Source organism: Vibrio sp. Y29_XK_CS5 (assembly GCF_024181835.1).
Lineage (GTDB): Bacteria > Pseudomonadota > Gammaproteobacteria > Enterobacterales > Vibrionaceae > Vibrio > Vibrio harveyi.
In genome coordinates this window covers 1,789,215-1,809,047 of record NZ_JAMZAM010000001.1, presented here as the reverse complement: position 1 = coordinate 1,809,047, position 19,833 = coordinate 1,789,215, and the positions used below count along the sequence as shown (strand labels likewise).

Annotated in this window: 20 protein-coding genes; 8 read left to right on the top strand and 12 right to left on the bottom strand. The window is 44.9% G+C overall.

What is annotated here, in order from left to right; all coding sequences use genetic code 11:
• Window positions 1–58: 58 nt before the first annotated feature.
• From NL647_RS08110 to nfsA, 4 genes are all read right to left on the bottom strand, one after another.
• A complete protein-coding gene (locus tag NL647_RS08110; RefSeq protein WP_154202942.1) occupies window positions 59–2,209 on the bottom strand; it encodes a polysaccharide biosynthesis tyrosine autokinase in 2,151 nt (716 codons plus the stop codon).
• Window positions 2,210–2,239: 30 nt separating this feature from the next.
• Window positions 2,240–2,680 carry a phosphotyrosine protein phosphatase gene (locus tag NL647_RS08105; protein ID WP_005447459.1) on the bottom strand — a complete coding sequence of 147 codons (441 nt, stop codon included), beginning with the start codon at window positions 2,678–2,680 and terminating at the stop codon, window positions 2,240–2,242.
• Between the two features lie 71 nt (window positions 2,681–2,751).
• The gene (locus tag NL647_RS08100) at window positions 2,752–3,873 is read right to left on the bottom strand and encodes a polysaccharide export protein (RefSeq protein ID WP_009698012.1); all 1,122 of its coding nucleotides are present in this window, start codon (window positions 3,871–3,873) and stop codon (window positions 2,752–2,754) included.
• A 534-nt stretch (window positions 3,874–4,407) separates the two neighbouring features.
• Entirely contained in the window at window positions 4,408–5,130 is a 723-nt protein-coding gene (gene nfsA, locus NL647_RS08095; RefSeq protein WP_047514303.1) for an oxygen-insensitive NADPH nitroreductase, read from the bottom strand.
• Between the two features lie 213 nt (window positions 5,131–5,343).
• Between nfsA and NL647_RS08090 the strand changes: the two genes are divergently transcribed.
• Complete coding sequence (locus NL647_RS08090; protein WP_005447464.1) at window positions 5,344–5,985, top strand: MarC family protein; 642 nt, start codon at window positions 5,344–5,346, stop codon at window positions 5,983–5,985.
• 191 nt (window positions 5,986–6,176) lie between these two features.
• Window positions 6,177–7,049 carry a patatin family protein gene (locus NL647_RS08085; RefSeq protein WP_005447466.1) on the top strand — a complete coding sequence of 291 codons (873 nt, stop codon included), beginning with the start codon at window positions 6,177–6,179 and terminating at the stop codon, window positions 7,047–7,049.
• A gap of 19 nt (window positions 7,050–7,068) precedes the next feature.
• On the opposite strand, the gene NL647_RS08080 is transcribed toward NL647_RS08085, so the two are convergent.
• From NL647_RS08080 to NL647_RS08070, 3 genes are all read right to left on the bottom strand, one after another.
• Window positions 7,069–7,758, bottom strand: coding sequence for a flavin reductase family protein (locus tag NL647_RS08080; protein WP_005447467.1), 690 nt, complete (start codon window positions 7,756–7,758; stop codon window positions 7,069–7,071).
• A gap of 44 nt (window positions 7,759–7,802) precedes the next feature.
• Window positions 7,803–8,303, bottom strand: a complete 501-nt coding sequence (locus NL647_RS08075) for a fasciclin domain-containing protein (protein ID WP_038898256.1) — start codon at window positions 8,301–8,303, stop codon at window positions 7,803–7,805.
• Between the two features lie 79 nt (window positions 8,304–8,382).
• A complete protein-coding gene (locus NL647_RS08070) occupies window positions 8,383–9,864 on the bottom strand; it encodes a deoxyribodipyrimidine photo-lyase (RefSeq protein WP_253649967.1) in 1,482 nt (493 codons plus the stop codon).
• 109 nt (window positions 9,865–9,973) lie between these two features.
• On the opposite strand from NL647_RS08070, the gene NL647_RS08065 reads away from it, so the two are divergent.
• Entirely contained in the window at window positions 9,974–10,279 is a 306-nt protein-coding gene (locus NL647_RS08065; protein ID WP_009703238.1) for a DUF6482 family protein, read from the top strand.
• Window positions 10,280–10,336: 57 nt separating this feature from the next.
• On the opposite strand, the gene NL647_RS08060 is transcribed toward NL647_RS08065, so the two are convergent.
• On the bottom strand, window positions 10,337–11,317 hold the full coding sequence (locus NL647_RS08060; RefSeq protein WP_253649966.1) for a rhodanese-related sulfurtransferase: 981 nt from the start codon (window positions 11,315–11,317) through the stop codon (window positions 10,337–10,339).
• Window positions 11,318–11,782: 465 nt separating this feature from the next.
• On the opposite strand from NL647_RS08060, the gene NL647_RS08055 reads away from it, so the two are divergent.
• From NL647_RS08055 to NL647_RS08040, 4 genes are all read left to right on the top strand, one after another.
• Window positions 11,783–14,041 carry a ribonucleoside-diphosphate reductase subunit alpha gene (locus NL647_RS08055; RefSeq protein ID WP_253649965.1) on the top strand — a complete coding sequence of 753 codons (2,259 nt, stop codon included), beginning with the start codon at window positions 11,783–11,785 and terminating at the stop codon, window positions 14,039–14,041.
• A gap of 52 nt (window positions 14,042–14,093) precedes the next feature.
• Window positions 14,094–15,026, top strand: coding sequence for a ribonucleotide-diphosphate reductase subunit beta (locus NL647_RS08050; RefSeq protein WP_005447479.1), 933 nt, complete (start codon window positions 14,094–14,096; stop codon window positions 15,024–15,026).
• Window positions 15,027–15,051: 25 nt separating this feature from the next.
• Window positions 15,052–15,294 carry a glutaredoxin domain-containing protein gene (locus tag NL647_RS08045; RefSeq protein ID WP_239212896.1) on the top strand — a complete coding sequence of 81 codons (243 nt, stop codon included), beginning with the start codon at window positions 15,052–15,054 and terminating at the stop codon, window positions 15,292–15,294.
• A gap of 231 nt (window positions 15,295–15,525) precedes the next feature.
• Window positions 15,526–16,014 carry a GNAT family N-acetyltransferase gene (locus NL647_RS08040; RefSeq protein ID WP_009697997.1) on the top strand — a complete coding sequence of 163 codons (489 nt, stop codon included), beginning with the start codon at window positions 15,526–15,528 and terminating at the stop codon, window positions 16,012–16,014.
• 82 nt (window positions 16,015–16,096) lie between these two features.
• Here the strand turns inward: NL647_RS08040 and NL647_RS08035 are convergent, their stop codons facing one another.
• From NL647_RS08035 to NL647_RS08020, 4 genes are all read right to left on the bottom strand, one after another.
• A complete protein-coding gene (locus NL647_RS08035) occupies window positions 16,097–16,486 on the bottom strand; it encodes a hypothetical protein (protein WP_005447482.1) in 390 nt (129 codons plus the stop codon).
• A complete protein-coding gene (gene yidD, locus NL647_RS08030) occupies window positions 16,486–16,692 on the bottom strand; it encodes a membrane protein insertion efficiency factor YidD (RefSeq protein WP_226982152.1) in 207 nt (68 codons plus the stop codon). Before yidD ends, NL647_RS08035 begins: the two co-directional genes overlap by 1 nt.
• Before the next feature lie 20 nt (window positions 16,693–16,712).
• Window positions 16,713–16,928, bottom strand: coding sequence for a DUF4177 domain-containing protein (locus NL647_RS08025; RefSeq protein ID WP_005447484.1), 216 nt, complete (start codon window positions 16,926–16,928; stop codon window positions 16,713–16,715).
• Between the two features lie 188 nt (window positions 16,929–17,116).
• Window positions 17,117–18,412 (bottom strand): alpha/beta fold hydrolase, encoded by a 1,296-nt coding sequence (locus NL647_RS08020; RefSeq protein WP_253649964.1) that lies wholly within the window; start codon window positions 18,410–18,412, stop codon window positions 17,117–17,119.
• 253 nt (window positions 18,413–18,665) lie between these two features.
• On the opposite strand from NL647_RS08020, the gene NL647_RS08015 reads away from it, so the two are divergent.
• Window positions 18,666–19,832: a D-alanyl-D-alanine carboxypeptidase family protein gene (locus NL647_RS08015; RefSeq protein ID WP_253649963.1), complete on the top strand. Its 1,167-nt coding sequence runs from the start codon at window positions 18,666–18,668 to the stop codon at window positions 19,830–19,832.
• Window position 19,833: the final 1 nt, after the last annotated feature.

Genomic DNA, 19,833 nt, shown 5'->3' with positions numbered 1-19,833 from the left:
TTGTGTTTCTATTTATGGTTTTCCCCAAGTATGCTTAAGTCACTTGGGTGTAGCGACATTACTCACTCTTATAGGCGTAGTTGTAATAACCGTAGCCGTATGAACTCGCCGCTTTCTTCTCAATTGCGTTAAGAATGACGCCTTTGACTTCTACACCCGATTGTTCAAATCGACTGCGAGCGACTTCAAGCTCTTTCGATGTCGTTTGGTCAAAGCGAGCTACCATCAGAGTGGTTCCTGCAATCGCACCAACGATACTAGGGTCAGTCACTGCCAATACTGGCGGTGTATCGATGATCACTAGGTCATACTCTTGTGATGCTTTTTCTACAAACTCAACAAATCGTGGGTGCATCAAAAGCTCAGAAGGGTTTGGTGGTACTTGACCACGAGTAATTACATCTAAGTTCTCAACTTTAGTCGGCTTGATCACCATATCTTGACTAATCTTACCGCTTAAGAAATCAGAAAGACCGTTATCAGCCGTCAGACCAAAACATTGTTGCAAGTAACCTTTACGCATGTCCGCATCGACCAACAACACTTTTTGACCTGTCTTCGCTGCTACTGCCGCAAAGTTTGTCGATACAAATGTCTTACCAATTGAAGGCGCTGGACCAGAGATCATCAGTACGTTGTTTTTCGCTTCCATCATCGCAAAATGAAGGCTAGTGCGAAGTCCACGTAGTGCTTCAATCGAAAGATCCGCAGGGTTTTCTTCTGCCAATAGAAGCAGGTCTTTGTTGCTCTTGCGCTTAAGTTTGCTCGCAACTTCTAATTGTTGTACCGACTTAGGAACACTTGCGTAAACAGAAATACCCGTTTGTTCAATCTCGTCTGGAGAAGTGACGCCGCGGTGGAAAGCGGTTTTAACCAGAACAAAAGCAACGGCAACCATACCGCCTAATAGTGTTGCTAGAACAACGATAAGAGGCTTCTTAGGCTTCACTGGAATAGCGTAAGACTGTGCACTATCGATAATGCGTACGTTACCAACGGTACCAGCTTTAATAATGTTCAACTCTTGAACTTTGTTTAGAAGCTGAATGTAGATCTGTTGGTTAACTTCAACGTCACGTGTCATACGTAGGACTTCACGCTGCGTTTTTGGCAGCTTCTGAACTTGTCGGTTCAAACGAGCTTTTTCTTGCAGTAACGTCTGACGTTTATCCAATAGTGATTTATATGCTGGGTGATCCTGCGTGAACTTTTGGCTGATTTCACTTTCTTTGAATGTCAGTTCGTTCAGCTGCGCTTCAAGAGCGACCATCACTTTGAGTGTTGATTGTGCTTCAAGGTTTAAGTCGATCGATTCGTTTTCTTGTCTAAAACGATTCAGTACGTCTTCAGACCCTGTCAGTTTCTCTTTGATTTCCGGTAGGTGATCTTTTAGAAAGTTTAGGCTCTGTTCCGCTTCCGCTGAGTTTCTTCTTACATTCTGTAGGAAGTAGTTTTGCACAACGTCATTCAAAATTTGCTGGTTACGTTCAGGGTATTCGCCTTCAATACTCAGTGACACAATACCTGTTTTCGCGCCACGTTCTGAAATAGACAGTTGTGAAGCCAATCGGTTGATCGCGTCAAGCTTGCTAATTTTTCCGATTGAAAAACTGTCTTCGTTTTGCGCAACCAGTTCACGTACTTTGATGCGGTAGCCATTCATTTCAATCGTTTGACCAACAACGCCAGAAAGCACAATTTGATCTTCAATCATCAGATCAAAACTGCCTTTCTCTGCATCTGTTACCACAAGGTGATGTTTGTAGCCTTGCGCGGTACGTGGCATCTCGAAAGTTGAAACTGAGATGTAATCTTGAGTGCCATTGATGCGAGCAAGACCTTTACCGACAAAAGGAAGATAGTCCGGAGTGGCAATCGTCGTTAGGTTAAATTTATCGACCGTATCACCAAGGATCATACGTGATTTGATGATCTCAATCTCAGTCGTTGCTGACGATTCTGCAGCAAAAAGCTCGCCCATATCGCCGACCATCGCCGAAATACCACCAGAGCTTTTCTGTTCGATCTGAATCAGAGCATCAGCTTTGTAGATAGGTGTCGATAGCAATGCCACGGCAATACCGATTGTTGCAAAGAGAAGCGTAATGCCAATGATGAACCATTTCGCATCTATCAATATGCCAAACAGTTTACCGAGATCGATTTCATCATCGGTTGGTGCAGATGAACTTATAGTTTGGTTAGCCATTGTTTTTTTATTTCGCCAAGTAATCTGAAGTTATAGTTTTTTTGCCCAAGCCTGAGCGGATTGCTCAATCAGAGAAAACGCATGATCAAATGCTTCTCTGCTTTGTCTGTATGGATCTGGAATGTCGACAGAATTCATCCAATGCCCAAACAGCATGGTCTTGCCTCTTGCTTCTGGAACGATCTCAGTTAATGCATCGATATGACCTTGTTCCATTACCAAGATAAGATCTTGTTTCGCACAAAGCTGCGCAGTAAGTTGTTGCGCTTGGTGATTCTCAAGAGAAAACCCTTTTTCCGAGGCAATGAGCGTTGCTGTCTCATCCGCTGGTTTCCCAGTCAGTCGACTTTTCTCAACGGCAATACCGGCTGAAGAAATGGTTTTATTCGGAAGAAGTTGTTGAAGCACTCGTTCCCCAGTCGGAGAGCGACAAATGTTACCTACGCATACGACAAGAATGTTTGAAAACATGGTTTGTTCCTTATCAATAACTATTGGAAAGGGCTTACCTCTTCACATAAGCCCTTTCAAGAACGTCTGAACTACGGCCAGTTTCTAACGCGTAGAACACCTTCTGTAAGCTCATTGAAGCCTGAAATCGTCGGTACTAACTGTGCAATAACGCGGTTCCAACGACTGACTGGTGCAGCAGTAACATACACAATGTCGTAAGGTTCCAAATCAAATTCAGTACCAATCACTAACGCCGCTGCGTCAGAGACATCAAGTTGGTAAATGTCGCCTAATGCTTGATTGTCTTGAGATTTTCTGATGACAAAAACGCCAGTTGCATCCGCAGAAAGTTGGTTGATACCACCAACATTGCTTAGAGCCTCGGTCAAGCTCATGCCTGCGCGATCCATTTTCAGTAGCTTAGGATCGTTAACTTCACCCATAACAAACACTTTTTGAGTGTCATTTCTTGGCACATGTACGATGTCGCCAGGTTGAAGTAATCGATTTTCAGTAAGGTCACCTTCTTGCATTAGCGCATAGAGAGAAATGTTTTCGACTTTGCCTTGGCGTGTCAGTGTGACGTTACGCCAATCCGCATCTTCTGCTAGACCGCCAGCGCGGTTAACTGCATCAAGAAGCGTAAGTGGGATATTGGTGATAGGTTGTTGCCCTGGCTTGTTAACTTCGCCAGTGATGTAAGATTTCTTGGAACGAAATGCCGCAACACTCACATCCACTTGTGGACTCTCAATGTACTTCGCCAACTTGTTAGCAATAATGGTACGAATTTGGCGAACATTTTTACCCGCAACTTCAACAATACCGATGTATGGATAGAAGATGGTGCCATCAGCATGCACCCAGTTACCTGCTTCTTCAGAGCTACGGTAAGAGCCTGCTGGAATGGTAAGTTCAGGGTGATCCCAAATAGTGATATTCAGAATATCGCCAGGACCGACTTCATACTCGTAAGCCGCGAGTTGATGGTCAAGTGTTGGGTTCGCTTTGGTCTCTACATCTGAGCTTTTTAGCTGCGAGACTTTATCAAGAGTCAGTGGAAAGACGTTAAAATCTGCCGCCGTATTGGCGCTGTTGTCTTCAACGATGTGCTTTCCACTCGTGGATAAGTGACTGCCCGGTACTGTACATCCAGCGAGAAGTACAGAGGAAAGGAGTAAACTGCCTAGCTTTGTATAGTTGAAATTCATGCTTTTTCATTCATCTGACGTAAAGAGCGAGTTGCTAAGAACAACATTGTTTTTTGCCTAAACAACAACACGTCACAATTTTATTGGGCAGTATTATTTGTTTTAATTTATAAAATACTCAATAAGAAACGGGTTGCATCTGGCGAGCGCACTCTAAAGAATTTTTTGAGGAGGGGCAATAGACGATAAATTGATAAAAAGCCAGCTATATATTGCTGAATTTTATATTTCTGTGCGTTGAGTAGCGTGGATTTGACAAAAGTGTTTATTAATTAGCTCTAATTTTCCGTATCAGCTCACGAAATTTGTAATTTGACAGTTTTTCAATTAGTTATTGATGCGACCATTTTTCTAAAAAAATTTATATGCTTTGTTTTAAAATGTGATGCGTGTCGTATTTTTTGTTCTGCGTCAATAGCGCTTTGTTATGGTTTTGCCAGAAAGTTGGCAACGTATGGTCAAAATTTGATGTGGGTTCAACAAAGTGATGGTTTGATGAACGATTTCATACAACAAACCATCATTTCAATGATATTAGCGTTTTGCTAGCCCCTTACTGTTCAAGTACGGCAGGATATGAGGTCGCGACTCACCAGCAAGCTTCCCAGTGACTTCTTGCGACCATGTACTCAGTTTTTGATTGCTTGTACGGCTCGCATAATACGCTTGCATAGTTTGATCGTAGCTCTGAATATCATCTAAGTTTAGCTCTTGGTATTGATTTTCATGAACAACCACATGTGCAGGTAGGCGTGGCTTTACTTCGGGATTTTGATCGGGATGCCCTAAGCACATACCAAACAACACCGCGCTATTTTCCGGCAAGCCCAATAGCTCATCAACTTGAGCGGCGCTATTCCTTAGTCCTCCAATATATACGCCACCTAATCCCATGGACTCGGCTGCAAGCAAGCAGTTTTGTGCCATGATTCCAGAATCTACTGCTCCAATCAGAGTTAGTTCTGTAAAGTCTGCCTGTACATCAGGATTGATGGTTGCATGGCGCTGATAATCAATACAAAACACTAAGAACTCTGCCGCACTTTCAACATAAGCTTGGTTACCAGCAAATTGAGCCAATTGCTTACGCTTTTCAGAGTCAGTCACTCGAACGATTGAGACGACTTGAAGCATACTAGAAGAAGACGCAGCTAAACCTGCTTGAATGATGGTTTGTCTTTGTTCATCAGTAATAGGAACTGCGGTGAATTTTCGGATAGAGCGATGAGCAAGAATGGTTTCAATCGTATTGTTCATGATGTTCTGGCTTCCTGAAGAGTGGTTCTATTTGGCTGAATCTTCACCATAACGGCATTTATTGGGAGCGTAAACAGAGATGCACTACAAAGTGTGCCACAGGACAAAACTTGACGAAGTGCAACCGAGCAAATTGAACATAAAGTAACGTTATTTATAAACTTGGGTATATACTGATTTTTAATAATCAATAGCTTACCAAATGTGGAGAACATGAAAGAGCTAATACTTCATACGGTCACAGTGTTTATGGGCTTTTTTGCCATCATGAACCCTATCGCTAACATTCCTATCTTTTTAAGCCTAACAGCGGATGATGATAAACAAACGGTCCGCTCAATTGCATTTCGTTCGGTCTTTATCGCTTTTGTTATTGTTGCTGTGTTTGCTGTTGCGGGTAAGGTGATTTTCGACTTGTTCGGCATTACGTTATACGCGTTGCGTATTACCGGCGGCATCTTAGTCTTTTTAATTGGCTTTCACATGCTGCAAGGTGAATCAACGCACAAGAAGACCAAAGAGAAAGCCTACTCACCAGAGCAAGAACAGGCGGCTTTAAGTATTGCAGTTTCCCCACTGGCAATGCCGATTTTAGCTGGTCCGGGCACTCTCGCGACAGCAATGAACTTTGCAACAGCGGGTGGAATAACGGAAACCATTATTACTATCGCATCCTTTGCTGTGCTCTGTGCTATTACTTACGTTTTGTTTCTCTTTGGCGACAAGTTAGTGAAAGCTGTTGGTCCAAGTGCGTTAAATGTGATCACCAAAATGATGGGGCTGATCCTCGCCGTGATTGGCACACAAATGTTCATTGATGGCGCTGCAGAGGCGTATAAAACCGTTTTTGCTTAATTTCTTTAGCATCTGAATACTTTACTTTGAATCCACATTGACTAGGCAGTTGATGTGGATTTTTTGATCCTAAGTTTCCACTTAAAAAGCAAGAAACACATAGACTTCGCCTATCTCAATAATAAGAATAACCAATTGTTGCTGTAGCACGAATTTCAGTAACCTTTTCAGAGCAATTATTGGGGGGAAACATGGCAACAAAAGCAATCGTAGTCGAAGGTGGTGCAATGCGTGGTGTTTTTGCTAGCGGCGTATTGGATGCATTCTTAGAACAAGACTACAAACCATTTGATTTTGCGATTGGCGTATCGGCAGGGGCTTCAAATTTGATCGGTTATTTGACCGATTACCCGCACCGTAGCATCAACGTCATTACTAAATTAGCAACCAGCAAACGCTTTTTCGATCCTACTCGTTTTTTAAAAGGCGGTGATTTGATCGATGTGAAATGGTTGTTTGAAGAATCAAATCGTTTGTACCCAGTCGATGAAGCGAAACTGTTTGAAGGCATTCCTTTCTTAGCGGCGACAACGAACGTAAATACGGGTAAAGCGGATTATTACCGTGTAAATCGTCATAACTTCCATAATGCGATGGAAGCGACGACGGCACTGCCTATTGCGTACAAGCATACTCCTTGCTTCTCTGGTGGTTGTTATACCGATGGTGGTGTGGCGGATTCCATTCCGGTTCGAGAAGCACATCGTCGCGGCGCTCGTGATATTACGGTTATCCTTTCTCATCCTTTGGCTTATGAGAAAAAGCCGGTAAAAACGCCTTGGTTAATGAAGAAGTTGTTCGCTGAGCATCCACAGATGGCAGAGGCAATGTTGCGCCGTTCAGAGAACTACAACGAATCGTTAGATTTCATTCGTAATCCTCCAAAAGACACGCACATTCGCGTTATTGCACCGCCGGATGAATTCAGTGTACAACGTCTATCAATGCGCCAGTCGGTATTGCTAGAAGGTTACGAAATGGGATTGGAAGCAGGGCGCGCCCACCTTACCAACCGGGCCGGTGAACACGGCTTAGACAGAGAAAACTGCCACTTCTGTATTTAGCTTTTGATGTCTAAAGCGGTTAGTCCATATCAACTTCAAGTGCTCCCCAAGATGAAGGTTCTCCCTCCCTCGTCAGAGGGAATAGGCGAGCGTCTGGTTTGGCATAACTTAACCTATGCAGACGTTGCGTGACGTGGTAGCTGTCGAGCCCGGAAATGGTCACTAAGTCGAGTAGCTCTAGATCTAGGTAGCCATCGGGCATGATGGCTCTTTCAGGTGCGTGTACCATCAACACTTCACCAATCAGCATCTCTGTCTGATTGCTTTCAATCTTGATGTGTTCTCTCAACACCAACCCCATTTTGAGATTGCTCTCTAGGACAAATGGCGCAGGAAACGCATCATCATAGTAAGGAGTAAGTCCTACCGCTTCAAACTCTGATATCTGTTTTGGATAGCGGGCGGAGGTTTGATGTGCTTTTTGGACGAAATCGACGCCGACGGCATTAATGGTGAAGTGCTTGGTATCGAGGATGTTTTCTAATGTATGACGACGGCTTTTGCGTGGACGAACAATAAAACCAAACAGTGGCGGATGTGAGCCTAAGTGGATCACAGAGCTTACGATAGCCAGGTTCTCTTGTCCTTGCCTGTCTCTTGTTCCGATGAGGTTCGCGCTTTTGTATCCCGCAAGGGAGTTGACCAATCGAGTTCTTTGGCGCTGCTCCATCGTTTGTATATCATGCTTTGAGAGTTTGATGTTTTCCATGTCCTAAAAAGGGGCGAGAAACCTCGCCCTTCCATGTTGTGTCACTATTTCGGCATGATGACGGTGTCGATCACGTGTATCACACCATTCTTAGCTTTGACGTCGGTGGCAATTACGGTAGCGTTATTGATCATCACTTTATCGCCCATGGTTTTGATCATCACGTCTTGCCCTTGGACTGTCGTCGCTTTGTCCATTTTCACTACGTCTGCGGCCATCACTTTTCCCGGAACCACATGGTAAGTGAGAATCGCAACCAGCTTATCTTTGTTCTCGGGCATGAGTAGCATTTCGACTGTTCCATCTGGAAGCTTAGCAAAAGCTTCATCTGTGGGTGCAAATACAGTGAATGGACCTTTACCTTTTAGCGTATCCACTAAGCCTGCGGCTTTGACTGCTGCGACCAACGTATTGAACGAGCCATTTGCTGCGGCCACATCAACGATGTCTTCTTTCATCATTCCATGTTCATGTGCTTTCGCTGGCAGTAAAAAAGTTAGGGTGGCGAACAAAACCGTGGTCGTAACCAAGATGCGTTTCAACATAATGCATTCCTTTTGTTGTTTGGGTACCGCTCTCTCCCTGATAAAGTCCCTGTTTGTACGCACGCCCTTTTCTTGGCGATCAACTGGCTTTCTTTTTATTCGAAGGACGGACGTGCTGAGCTAAAATGCGTGTACCTTCCATTTTTACGTCGGTACGTTTTCGCCAAGCCCACAATCGTTCTCTGGCTGCTTTCGCACTCGCTTCTACATCGACTATTGGGGCGAGGTATTTTGAATCCGGTTCTAACTGGTACATCACGACTTCCATTGCGGTCATTTTCCAAGGCTCAAACAACAGTGGGGAAGGTACCTTGGCGAGCTCCGGAATCCACTTATGAATGAATTCACCATCGGCATCGTGTTCTTGTGCTTGTTTCGTCGGATTGTAGATGCGGATGGTATTGGTGCCCGTCACTCCAGCCTGCATTTGAAATTGTGGATAATGGATGCCCGGCTCAAAGTCGAGAAAGAGCTGCGCTAGATGAGTTACGCCATCGCGCCAGTCCATGTTCATATGATGTGTTAAAAAGCTCACTAACATCGCACGCATACGAAAGTTGATGTATCCGGTGTGATGAAGGCAGCGCATACAAGCATCGACGAGAGGTATGCCAGTGATTCCCTCCTTCCAAGCCTTTAGTCGGATTTGGTCGATGTTGCTCGCTTGGCGAAGCAAAGGGTCATAGGCTTGGTTCACACAGCGAAATTCCATCTCACATTCAGATTCAAATTTCTGCATAAAATGACAATGCCAATGAAGCCTTGAAGACAACGCAATTAGGCTGCGACGAAACCCCGTCACTTGCCAATGTTGCAAGAGGTACTGATACACTTCTCGAAGCGAAATATTACCCCATGCAAGATAGGGAGAGAGGCGAGTACAGGCTGTTCGAGATGCCGTCGGGTTGGAAATACTGCGGTAATAATCTCGTCCTCGGCGTTGAAAAAAGTCTTCCAATGTTTGCCAAGCGAGTGAGCTCCCGCCAGTTTGCATGCCTTTTACTTTTTCTAACCAAGAAGGGGGAGGAGTAAAGGTGAAATCTGGCGCGTCGATGTCGAGGGTAATAAGAGAAGCGCTTTCAAGTTCAATCTTTTCTATGGGAGCTCGCATAACGGTATCCCAGTGTTTGTCCCAGCTGAATCGGTCTTTTGCGCCTCGCACAACAGCACCATGATCAAACTCATGCCATGGAATGCCTTGTGCTTGAAGCCATGCTGATACTTGTTTATCTCGCTCAAACGTACAATTCAATCCAATTTCTTGATGGGAGAAAACGGCATTGATGTTGAATTGTTTTTGAATTGCACTCAAACAATCCCGAGCATTGCCAAACATTACTGAGATCTTTTGATCATGTTGGGCAAGCTGTACGTCCATATCTTGGAGTGACTGCCAAACAAAGCGCCAATGACGTTCGGAGTAATGTGGGTCATCTAGCAGCATGGGCTCAAAAATATAGAGCAGCACTGTTGGATTGTCAGAAGATAGAGCATGCTGCAAAGGAAGGTGGTCGGTCAGGCGTAAGTCGCGTTTTAGCCATACTAAGTTGATTGTTTGCATCGGAGCCCTCACTGGTTTTCCGACTTCTACGCATGAGAGAGGCAAATTTCTCACTCGGTGATCGATTTTATTACGGTTGACGTAGAGGCACGGAGCAAGGAGGTGCTTTATGTCTATGCCACTCAGTAAACTGGAAAAATTCTTCTATATCGACAAGCTTGTCATCCACTCTCTCGATCTCGCTTTGTATCAAGTCTCGGTTCTAGTCGACGGAGAGGAACACTTTGTTACTGACGATAAAGGGAAGTTTTTAAGGGCGCATTCGATATTGGAGTTGCAAAAACAGTGTCGTAATTTGAAAGCGAACAAACAGGTGCTTCGCCAGCAAAGTGCCTACGATGAAATGGTTGGGCAGCCAAGTAGGAGTGGTACTAACGAGCTGGAAGTGTTGCTGAAAGACAACGACCTCTATTGAAATTAGATTGAAAGGGGAGAAAGTGCGAGCTAGGTTTGTTAGCTCGCACCTTACTAATTACGCTTGTTTACGTTGTGCGTCTTTCTTTGCCAGTTTTTCTGCACGTCGTTGCTGACGTTGTTTGGCACTCTCACCACCGACGTGTTGCTCGCCGCGAACCGCAGCTAACGACACTTGCTTTTCACGTTCGCGGAAGCGTGCTACCTGTTCTTCGCTGTGTTTACCAAAACATTTTGGGCAGCTGACACCTTGCTCAAACTGCTCTGATTGTTTGTCTTCTTCTGTGATTGGCAATCGGCAAGCGTTACACAAGTCGTAGTCAGCTTTTTCTAGCTGGTGGTTCACCGCAACGCGACCGTCGAATACGTAACAATCGCCTTCCCACAAGCTTTCTTCTTCTGGTACTTCTTCAAGGTATTTCAGAATACCGCCTTCTAGGTGGTACACCTCATCAAAGCCCTGTTCTTTCATGTAAGCGGTCGACTTCTCACAGCGAATACCACCCGTACAGAACATCGCGACTTTTTTGTGTTTCTCTGGGTCCATGTTTTGTTTTACATAGTCAGGAAATTCGCGGAACGTGTCAGTATTTGGGTTAACTGCACCTTTAAATGTTCCGATCTCGATTTCATAGTCATTACGAGTATCAACCACAAATACTTCTGGATCAGCAATCAGATCGTTCCAATCTTGCGGCTTTACGTAGGTGCCAACGACATGGCGAGGATCGATGCCTTCAACGCCCAATGTCACGATCTCTTTCTTTAGCTTTACTTTGGTGCGGTTAAACGGCTGAGTATCTGAGTACGACTCTTTGTAAACAATACCAGTAAGGCGAGGCTCGGCATTTAGCCATGCAAGCAGTGTCTCAATACCTTCGCGTTTCGCTGCAATCGTACCGTTAATACCTTCACTCGCCAGTAGCAACGTTCCATGTACACCGTGGGCTTCCATTAGTGCAAGCAATGGCTCGCGTAACTCTTGGTAGTTTTCCAGTTCCACAAATTTATACAGGGCGCAGACAACATACTGACTCATGATTATTCCTTACTTTAAAAGGTTGATGGTTCGACGACTCGATACCTAACAATTTTAGCGGCTCGGAGTATACCTGAGTAATTTAGTCGGAAATACGGACAAACTATGCGGATATTTTTAGTCATGTTTCCCCGGCGTTTTTTTCAACAAATTTCAGCGCGTAGCATTGGAAGTTAAAGGGTGTGAAAGTTTGAACCAGATCACATTTGTTATTCTTTTCTAGAAATGAACTAAGTTAATGAAAATTAAAGCTTTGTGGAAAACTTCATCACTTTATCACGTTTGCGGTGCTTGCCTCTGATTGCTGTTCCTATCGAGCTTGGTGTCAGTGTCAATATGTTTCCTTACCCTCTCCATGGTCAGTTCTAACTTTTAAAAAACTTTCTTGTAATGATAACCATTATCATCTAGATCTATTGCGTACATATGGTGCTCAATATTTAAACTACACACAAGATATAGATTATGGACGTTATAAAACGAGATGGACGGAAAGAAAAAGCCAGTCTAGATAAGGTGACTCGAAGAGCCGAAGCGCTGGCTGATGGACTAAAAGTCGAACCTATTGCGGTTGCACAACGCGTGGTAAGCGGTTTGTACGACGGCATTAAGGTGACGGAAATCGATGTATTCCTCGCTGAAACGGCAGCAAGCCTTGCGACGGAACACCCTGATTATGCCAAGCTTGCGGCTCGCGTGATGGTGAGTTCTCTGCAAAAAGAAACTAGCGGATACGCTACTGCAACACGTGAGCTCTCTGAAATCGGTATTCTTTCCGATGCTTACGTCGACTTTGTTGCCAAGAATCAGTTTGCGCTCGAAGAGATGATTGACTACAAACGTGACTATCAGTTTGATTACTTCGGTTACAAAACTCTCGAGCGTTCCTACCTATTGAAAGTAAAAGGTGTGGTGGTTGAACGACCACAAGATATGTTCATGCGTGTAGCGGTCGCTGTCGCGTGTGACGATCTTGAAGAAATTAGAGAGCTATACGATTTGCTCAGTCTTGGTTACTACACCCACGCCACGCCAACGTTGTTTAATGCTGGCTGTAAGATGCAGCAACTGTCTTCGTGTTTCCTATTAGCGATGCAAGAAGACTCCATCAACGGCATTTACGACACCCTCAAAGATTGTGCGCTGATTTCTAAATCGGCGGGTGGCATTGGGCTACACATCCACAATATTAGAGCGACGGGTGCGCCAATTATTGGCACTAATGGTGTGTCGAATGGCATCGTGCCAATGCTCAAAGTCTTCAATGAAACCGCTCGCTATGTCGACCAAGGTGGCGGTAAGCGCAAAGGCTCGTTTGCGGTTTATCTGGAGCCTTGGCATGCGGATATCGAATCCTTCCTCGATTTACGTAAAAACCACGGCAAAGAAGAGTTCCGCGCACGTGATTTATTCCTCGCTCTATGGGTGCCAGATTTGTTCATGGAACGTGTCGAAAACGACGCGGAATGGACTCTGTTTAGCCCTCACAATACCAAGGGCTTGTCTGATTTATACGGTGCTGAATTTACTCAGAAGTACCAAGAATACGAGCGTATGGGCTTGGGCGTGAAGACCATCAGAGCCCGCCAATTGATGACGCAAATCATTGAGTCGCAAGCTGAGACGGGAACACCGTACATGCTCTACAAAGATGCGTGTAATGAAAAGTCGAATCAGAAAAACCTCGGCACCATTAAGTCGAGTAACTTGTGCGCAGAGATCATGGAAGTCTCGACGCCAGATGAAACGGCGGCTTGTAACTTGGCGTCTATGGCACTGCCTAAGTTTGTTACAGACACGGGGTTTGATTTCGACAAACTTCACCAAGTCACCAAAGTCGCGATTAAGAACCTCGATCGCGTTATCGATGTGAACTATCACCCAACCGATAAGATTGAAAAATCGAACCACGCGCATCGTCCTGTTGGTTTGGGTATCCAAGGTTTGGCGGATGTGTTCTTCAAAATGCACCTTCCATTCGATAGCGAAGAAGCATTGCAGCTTAACCGTGACATCGCGGAAACCATGTATCACGCCTCCCTTGAAGCGTCTTGTGAAATCGCGGCGCAAAAAGGCGCGTACTCCAGTTATGACGGCTCACCAATCAGTCATGGTCAGTTCCAATTTGATCTGTGGGGTGAACAACCAAGCAGCCGCTGGGATTGGTCACAGCTCAAGCGCCAAATCGCAGAGCATGGTGTGCGCAACTCGCTACTGATTGCTCAAATGCCAACGGCGTCGACAGCGCAAATTCTAGGCAACAACGAAGCGTTTGAAGCGCAAACCAGCAATATCTACAAACGCCAAACCTTGTCGGGTGAGTTCATCATCATCAACAAACATTTGGTCAGCGATCTCGAACAGTGCGGTCTTTGGACGAGCAAAATCCGTGACGCCATTATTCTCAATAACGGTTCAGTACAAGGCATTGATGCCATTCCAGACGACCTGCAATCCGTGTATCGCACCGTGTGGGAAATCTCTCAGAAGGTAATCATTGATATGTCGGCAGCTCGTGCCCCGTTTGTTTGCCAATCGCAGAGCCTCAACTTATGGCTCGCATCACCAACGTTCGCCCAAATCAATGCGATGCACTTCTACGCGTGGAAACGTGGTCTGAAAACCGGCATGTACTACTTGCGCTCTAAGCCATCAACGAATGCGGTGAAAGTCACCGTTGGTCAGCAAAGCGAAGATGAAGCTTGCCTAAACTGCGGCGCATAAACCTATCTCGTCAATTAAAAAGATTCACATCAACCGAAAGTAAGGAAACGGTATGATTGTTAAAAACAAATTTAGCTTGTTCCCCATTCAATACGAAGAGATTTGGCAAGCGTACAAAACGCACGAAGCGGCTTTCTGGACGACAGAAGAGCTCGACTTTGCTCAAGATCTTGCTGATCTTGCCAAGCTGACCGAAGGCGAAAAGCACTTCATTCGACATGTGTTGGCGTTCTTTGCTCAGAGCGAAGGGATGATCAACGAGAACTTGTTGACTCGATTTTATGGCGAAATTGAAATCGCAGAAGCGCGCTGCTTCCTTGCTTTGCAGGCGTTTAATGAGGTCATTCACGCAGAGACTTATGCACTGCAACTCGAAACTTACATTCCCGATGTTGAAGAGCGTGAGCGTTTGTTCAATGCGATTGAAAACGTCCCTACTGTGAAGCGTAAGGCGGAGTGGGTAATGAAGTGGATCTCTTCCGATAAACCATTGGCAATGCGTTTGATCGCCTTTGGCTTGGTGGAAGGTTTGTTCTTCGCTGGCAGCTTCTGTGCCATTTATTACTTCCGTAAACGTGGTTTACTTGCTGGTTTGGCAGCAAGTAATGACTTGATTGCTCGTGATGAAGGGTTGCACTTTAGCTTTTCTGCGCTGCTATTCAAAACCTTGGGGCAGGGTAAAGTGACACAACAAGAGTTTGAAGAGATTTGCCGTGAAGCGGTTTCAATTGAGAAAGAGTTTGTAACGGAAGCCCTACCAGTGGACTTGATTGGTATGAATGCTGAGCTGATGTGCCAATACATTGAGCATACTGCCGATGTTATCGCTGGTTTGTTTGGTTTCAACCCGATCTTTGGTGCTGAAAACCCATTTGATTACATGCGCTTATTGGATATGGAAGGAAAGACCAATTTCTTCGAAAAACGCGTTACTGAGTACAAACGACCTCAAGATCGCCAATTGAGTTTTGATGCAGATTTCTAACGGCAAGGAATAGCAGAGAAGAGTGATGAAAATAGAAATGTACAGCAAGGAGCAGTGCTCCCAATGTGAAACCGCGGCAATGTGGTTGCAAAATCAGGGCTTTAACGTGGCAACGCTCAAGTTAGGTGTGGAGTTTGAGCGGGAAACTTTGTTCGAGTTATTCCCAACCGCAAGAAGCTACCCGCAGTTTATGCTTGATGGCGAACCCATTGGTGATTTCAGTCGCTTAAAATCGGCACTCGCTTTTGAGCAAAACGCCGCTTTCTAAATTAGGTATCTAATCCCCTTTTATTGAGAAAAGGGGATTTTTATTTCCACTTAAATTTTGTGGATGTTCAAATTATCAGTAAAAACTCATAAAACTGTTGAAAACGCACTCGACATAAATGGTCGAAATTTGTACTGTTGATTCGCTTCACATTCCTAAAACTTCTTATCCGATAATCAGTTGAAGCAAAGATCTGTGCCTGATACAGGTCGGTTGGCAAAGGAATTCAACATGCAACAGTTTCATATCAGAAGACTAAGAGAAGAAGACGTCCCTCTGTTGAAAACGCTCTTGGTCGAACTCGACACTTCTCACCATGATGCTGAGCCAGATTTCTACCGTTCTCCGGAAGAAATGGCGCAGTTAAGGGAAGATCGCAACATCTTCGATAAATATTTTGATGGCAGCATCACGGCTTTTATAGCTTGTTCGAACCGACAGGTGGTTGGTTTTATCTCTGGTACCGTGCGAGAGGTAAACTCGATTCTCTCTCCGGAAAGACGCGTTGGATATATCAATGAGTTGGTGGTGTCTGAAAGCCACCGTAACTTAGGTATTGGCTTGTCTTTGATGGATAAAATCGAGAGTGATTTGTGCAGCCAAGATATTGAAGAGCTCGGTTTAACTGTGGCGTCATTTAATCACGAAGGTGAAGATTTCTACCATAAGATGGGCTACCGAGTGATCACCAAAATGATGACCAAGCGAGTCAAAGACTAACGCCACATTATGTTGTGAGACACGCTCCCCAACCTTAAACTGAAAATGCCAAACGTTGGGGAGTGCTATATCGTTTAATCATCTAGTTTCTTCGCACTTCATTGAAGATTTCACAAGATAACTGATAATTGTGCTGTCTTGCTATTTTCTGTGAAAAAAACAATTGTGGTAGTTCATATATAATGAGTAACGCGAGGATAAGGAACGCACTAGGATGTCCAAGAACAAAGCCAACGATACTTACGATTAACAATATTAGCTCTAAAGCAAACAAAGCATATTTACCTAGGTAGCAATGGTGAAAACCGCCAAGAAAGAACCAGTTTAACGTTGCGTAGGTATCGGGGTCCTTGAGACTTTTAGACTGGCGTTCATAGAATTCTTTCTTTTGATGTTCAGGTAATGAGTTTACCTGACTTCTCAGTAATTCTTCCTGTTTCTCTAGCTGTTCAATTGGCTCAAATAAGCGCATTACGGTACCTCGTCATATATTTTTTCAATGAGGTCGGGTTGGTTACACCGCTTAATTCTTGCCAAACCAAGTTTCCAACCTTTTATTGCCCCATACTTAGCAATACATTGTTTGGTGTACTCTGAGCAAGTGGGCTCAAAATTACATTCAATATTCAATAACTGCTTTGAACCACCGCTAGCCTGGTAGCGATGGATCAATTTCAAAGAGATATATTTAAGCAAACTTATCGGCCGAGAGTGATAATTACAGCCTCACGCTTCCAAAATAGCATAAAGCGTTTTTGTTCCACTACTTGGAATACAACTTGCCAACCATCTTGTGCGTACTTGTTCAGCTCTGCTTCCATCTTTTGCACAGGCAAGCCACTTGCACCTAGTAGAATTGTGCCGCAACCACCTTCAACAATGTGAACCACTTTATATTCTGTAAACTTTGTCATTTTTATAACCAACTAATTTAATAAAAACAGGATGTTACAATAAGAAATAAAATGCATCAAGATGCATTTGTCGGGTTTGCCTAATGGTATTTATTAATATTTGATGCTGAACCAAAAACGCCTCTCTATCTCGTGATAAAGAGGCGTTTTTCTATCTAGGTTTTTAGCGAATTCTGAGCGTTAGTTGCTCATTTCAACGTTGCTGCGGTTTGTTTACCCATCGCAATTAACTTGTCGAGAATACGCTCACCATCTGCGCGAAGACCGTTGTGCTCATATTCATTGGTGATCCATGCTTTCGAGTTCGGCATTGCAGCAAGTGTTTCACGGCTGATGTCCATTTCCACAAACATATCGTCGGCATAGACAGCGCAGCTTACAGGCACCTTATTGTTTGCCAGTTGCTGGGCATCGTATAACGGCGTCCAATCGGCTTTCTCTGCCAGTAACTCCGCCGCTTCTTTCAGTGGCTTTAAGTTTACGTATTGATCGAACATCCAAGGGAAGACCATTTCGCCAGTGAAGTAAAACGGCTTACCTTGTTCGTAATTGAACGCATCATGCTCTTGGCGCACTCTGTGAGCGCTCCATTGAGAAGCAAACCCTTGGCAGTAAATTGATTCGTGCAGAATCGCGTAGATTGGATTGGTTTGGAAGTTTTGCTGTGCCAACATGTCGTTGAGGAATTCATAACGAAGCTGAGGTTTACCGTTCACTTCAATCAAGGCACTTTCTAGCCAGTAATAAGTTGGCAAGAAGGTATCACTGACACCAAAGTTAATCCCAATTTGTTGGAACTGTTCGACAGTAAAGCGCTGACCATTTGGCAGAAACTCTTCGTGCTCCAACAAGTGATTGGCAATGTTCTGGCATAGCTGCTGCGCTTGTGGGAATTGCTGGAAGAAGGCTTGGTTCTTCTCCATGGTGCGCTTAAAGGTTGCTTGATACACATCATCGGCATGACGAGAAACCGAAGGCACACCACCCGTAATGTAGCTTTGCAGCAAGCTGTTCGGGAACAGCGATAGGTAGGTTAGTGAGCAGAAACCACCGAAGCTCTGACCCAAAATTGCCCACTTCTCAACACCAAATTGTTCACGGATAAATTCCGCGTCGCGAACAATGTTGTCTGCGCGGAAGTGGCTTAAGTAGTCCGCTTGTTGCTTAGGCGTGAGGTGTGCAAGCGTCTGGTGATTAATCACGCTGCTGTTGCCAGTGCCGCGTTGGTCGAGCAGCAATACACGATACTCACTCAGTGCGCGTTTTATCCAACCGTTGTTTCCGTTTGGACGAGGAGAAGGGAAGCCCGGACCGCCTTGAAAATACACTAACCATGGTTTGTCGGAGTCTTCATCGCCGACTAAACAAACGGAGCGAGCGAAGACGTTGATCGTGCCTTTACTTAGATCTTGGTAGTTCAGCGGCACGGTAAACGAGTGGGGCGTGTAATGCAGTCCTGCGTCTATAAATGATTGAGCGTTCATTGTTATGGTCTGTCCTTGTTTATAGTCGCTTTACGATATCGAATTCCTTATTAGAAACAATAGATTTGTTGTAAGAACTCGATTTTTGAAGCCGGAAAGGCAAGGAATGGCACTCAAAACAGAAACTCTTCGATCTTTCCGTGTTGGTATGCACTGAGTGAACTATGATCTGATAAGTGCAGTTTAGACATCACTGTTTTACCGTTTTTATGAAACGAGACATTTGGCGGTCATTGACCATGGAGGATGCTTGATGAACACGTCACTAACCCGAATCACGCTCACTTGTTTATTACTACAGACCATCAGTGCCCCTACATTGGCGGTCGTGACGCCGAATCCGCCTCAGTTACAGGCAAAAGGCTATGTGTTAATGGACTTTCAGTCCGGAGCCATTATTGCTGAGCAAAACGCGCGTGCCGGATTAGCCCCTGCCAGTTTAACTAAGTTGATGACCGCTTACGTCGTGGGGCAAGAAATCAAATCCGGGCGGCTTCAATGGGATGATAAAGTGACGGTGAGTGAGAACGCGTGGTCAGCCAAATTCCCAGACTCCTCAAAAATGTTTATCCAACCCAAAGATGAAATCACCGTCGCCAATCTAATGCGTGGAGTGATCATTCAATCTGGTAATGATGCTTGTGTGGCGCTCGCCGAACATGTTGCTGGTAGTGAAGGGGCATTTGTCGCCTTGATGAACGGTTGGGCAGATAAGCTCAGCTTGAATGATACCTACTTCGTTAACTCGCATGGTCTGGATAGCGAGGGCATTCAAACTTCTCCTAATGATATGGCGACTCTGATGCAATCCATCATCAATGATGTGCCTGAAGTCTATGCGCTTTATAGTGAGAAGGTATTTAAGTGGAATAAGATCACCCAATACAACCGCAATAAACTGTTGTGGGACAAATCGATGGATGTCGATGGCGGCAAAACGGGCTACACCAGCAATGCAGGGTACAGTTTGGTCAGTTCTGCTAAGCAAGGAAAGATGCGATTGATTTCAGTAGTGATGGGAACGCCAAGCAAACAGTCGCGTATTAGCCAGTCTAAGAACCTGCTCAGTTATGGCTTCCGCTTCTATGACACCAAACAAGTGGCAAAACAGGGCGAAGTTCAGGCGAGTGCAAAAGTGTGGAAAGGCGATGTCAGTGAGATTGATTTGGGTTTTGCCCAAGATGCGTACCTGACGCTCCCTCGCTCTCTAACCGCTGGTTTAGACAAGAGCGTGGTCGTGAATGAGCCGCTGATTGCACCCATCGCAAAAGGGGATGTGGTTGGCAAAGTCGTGTGGAAGAGTGACGATAAAACCGTGGCGAGCTATCCGTTGGTGAGTAACCAAGCAGTGGAAGAGGGCTCGTGGATTGGAAAGTTATGGGACAGTTTAGTGCTGTGGGTGAAGTCTCTGTTTAGCTAGC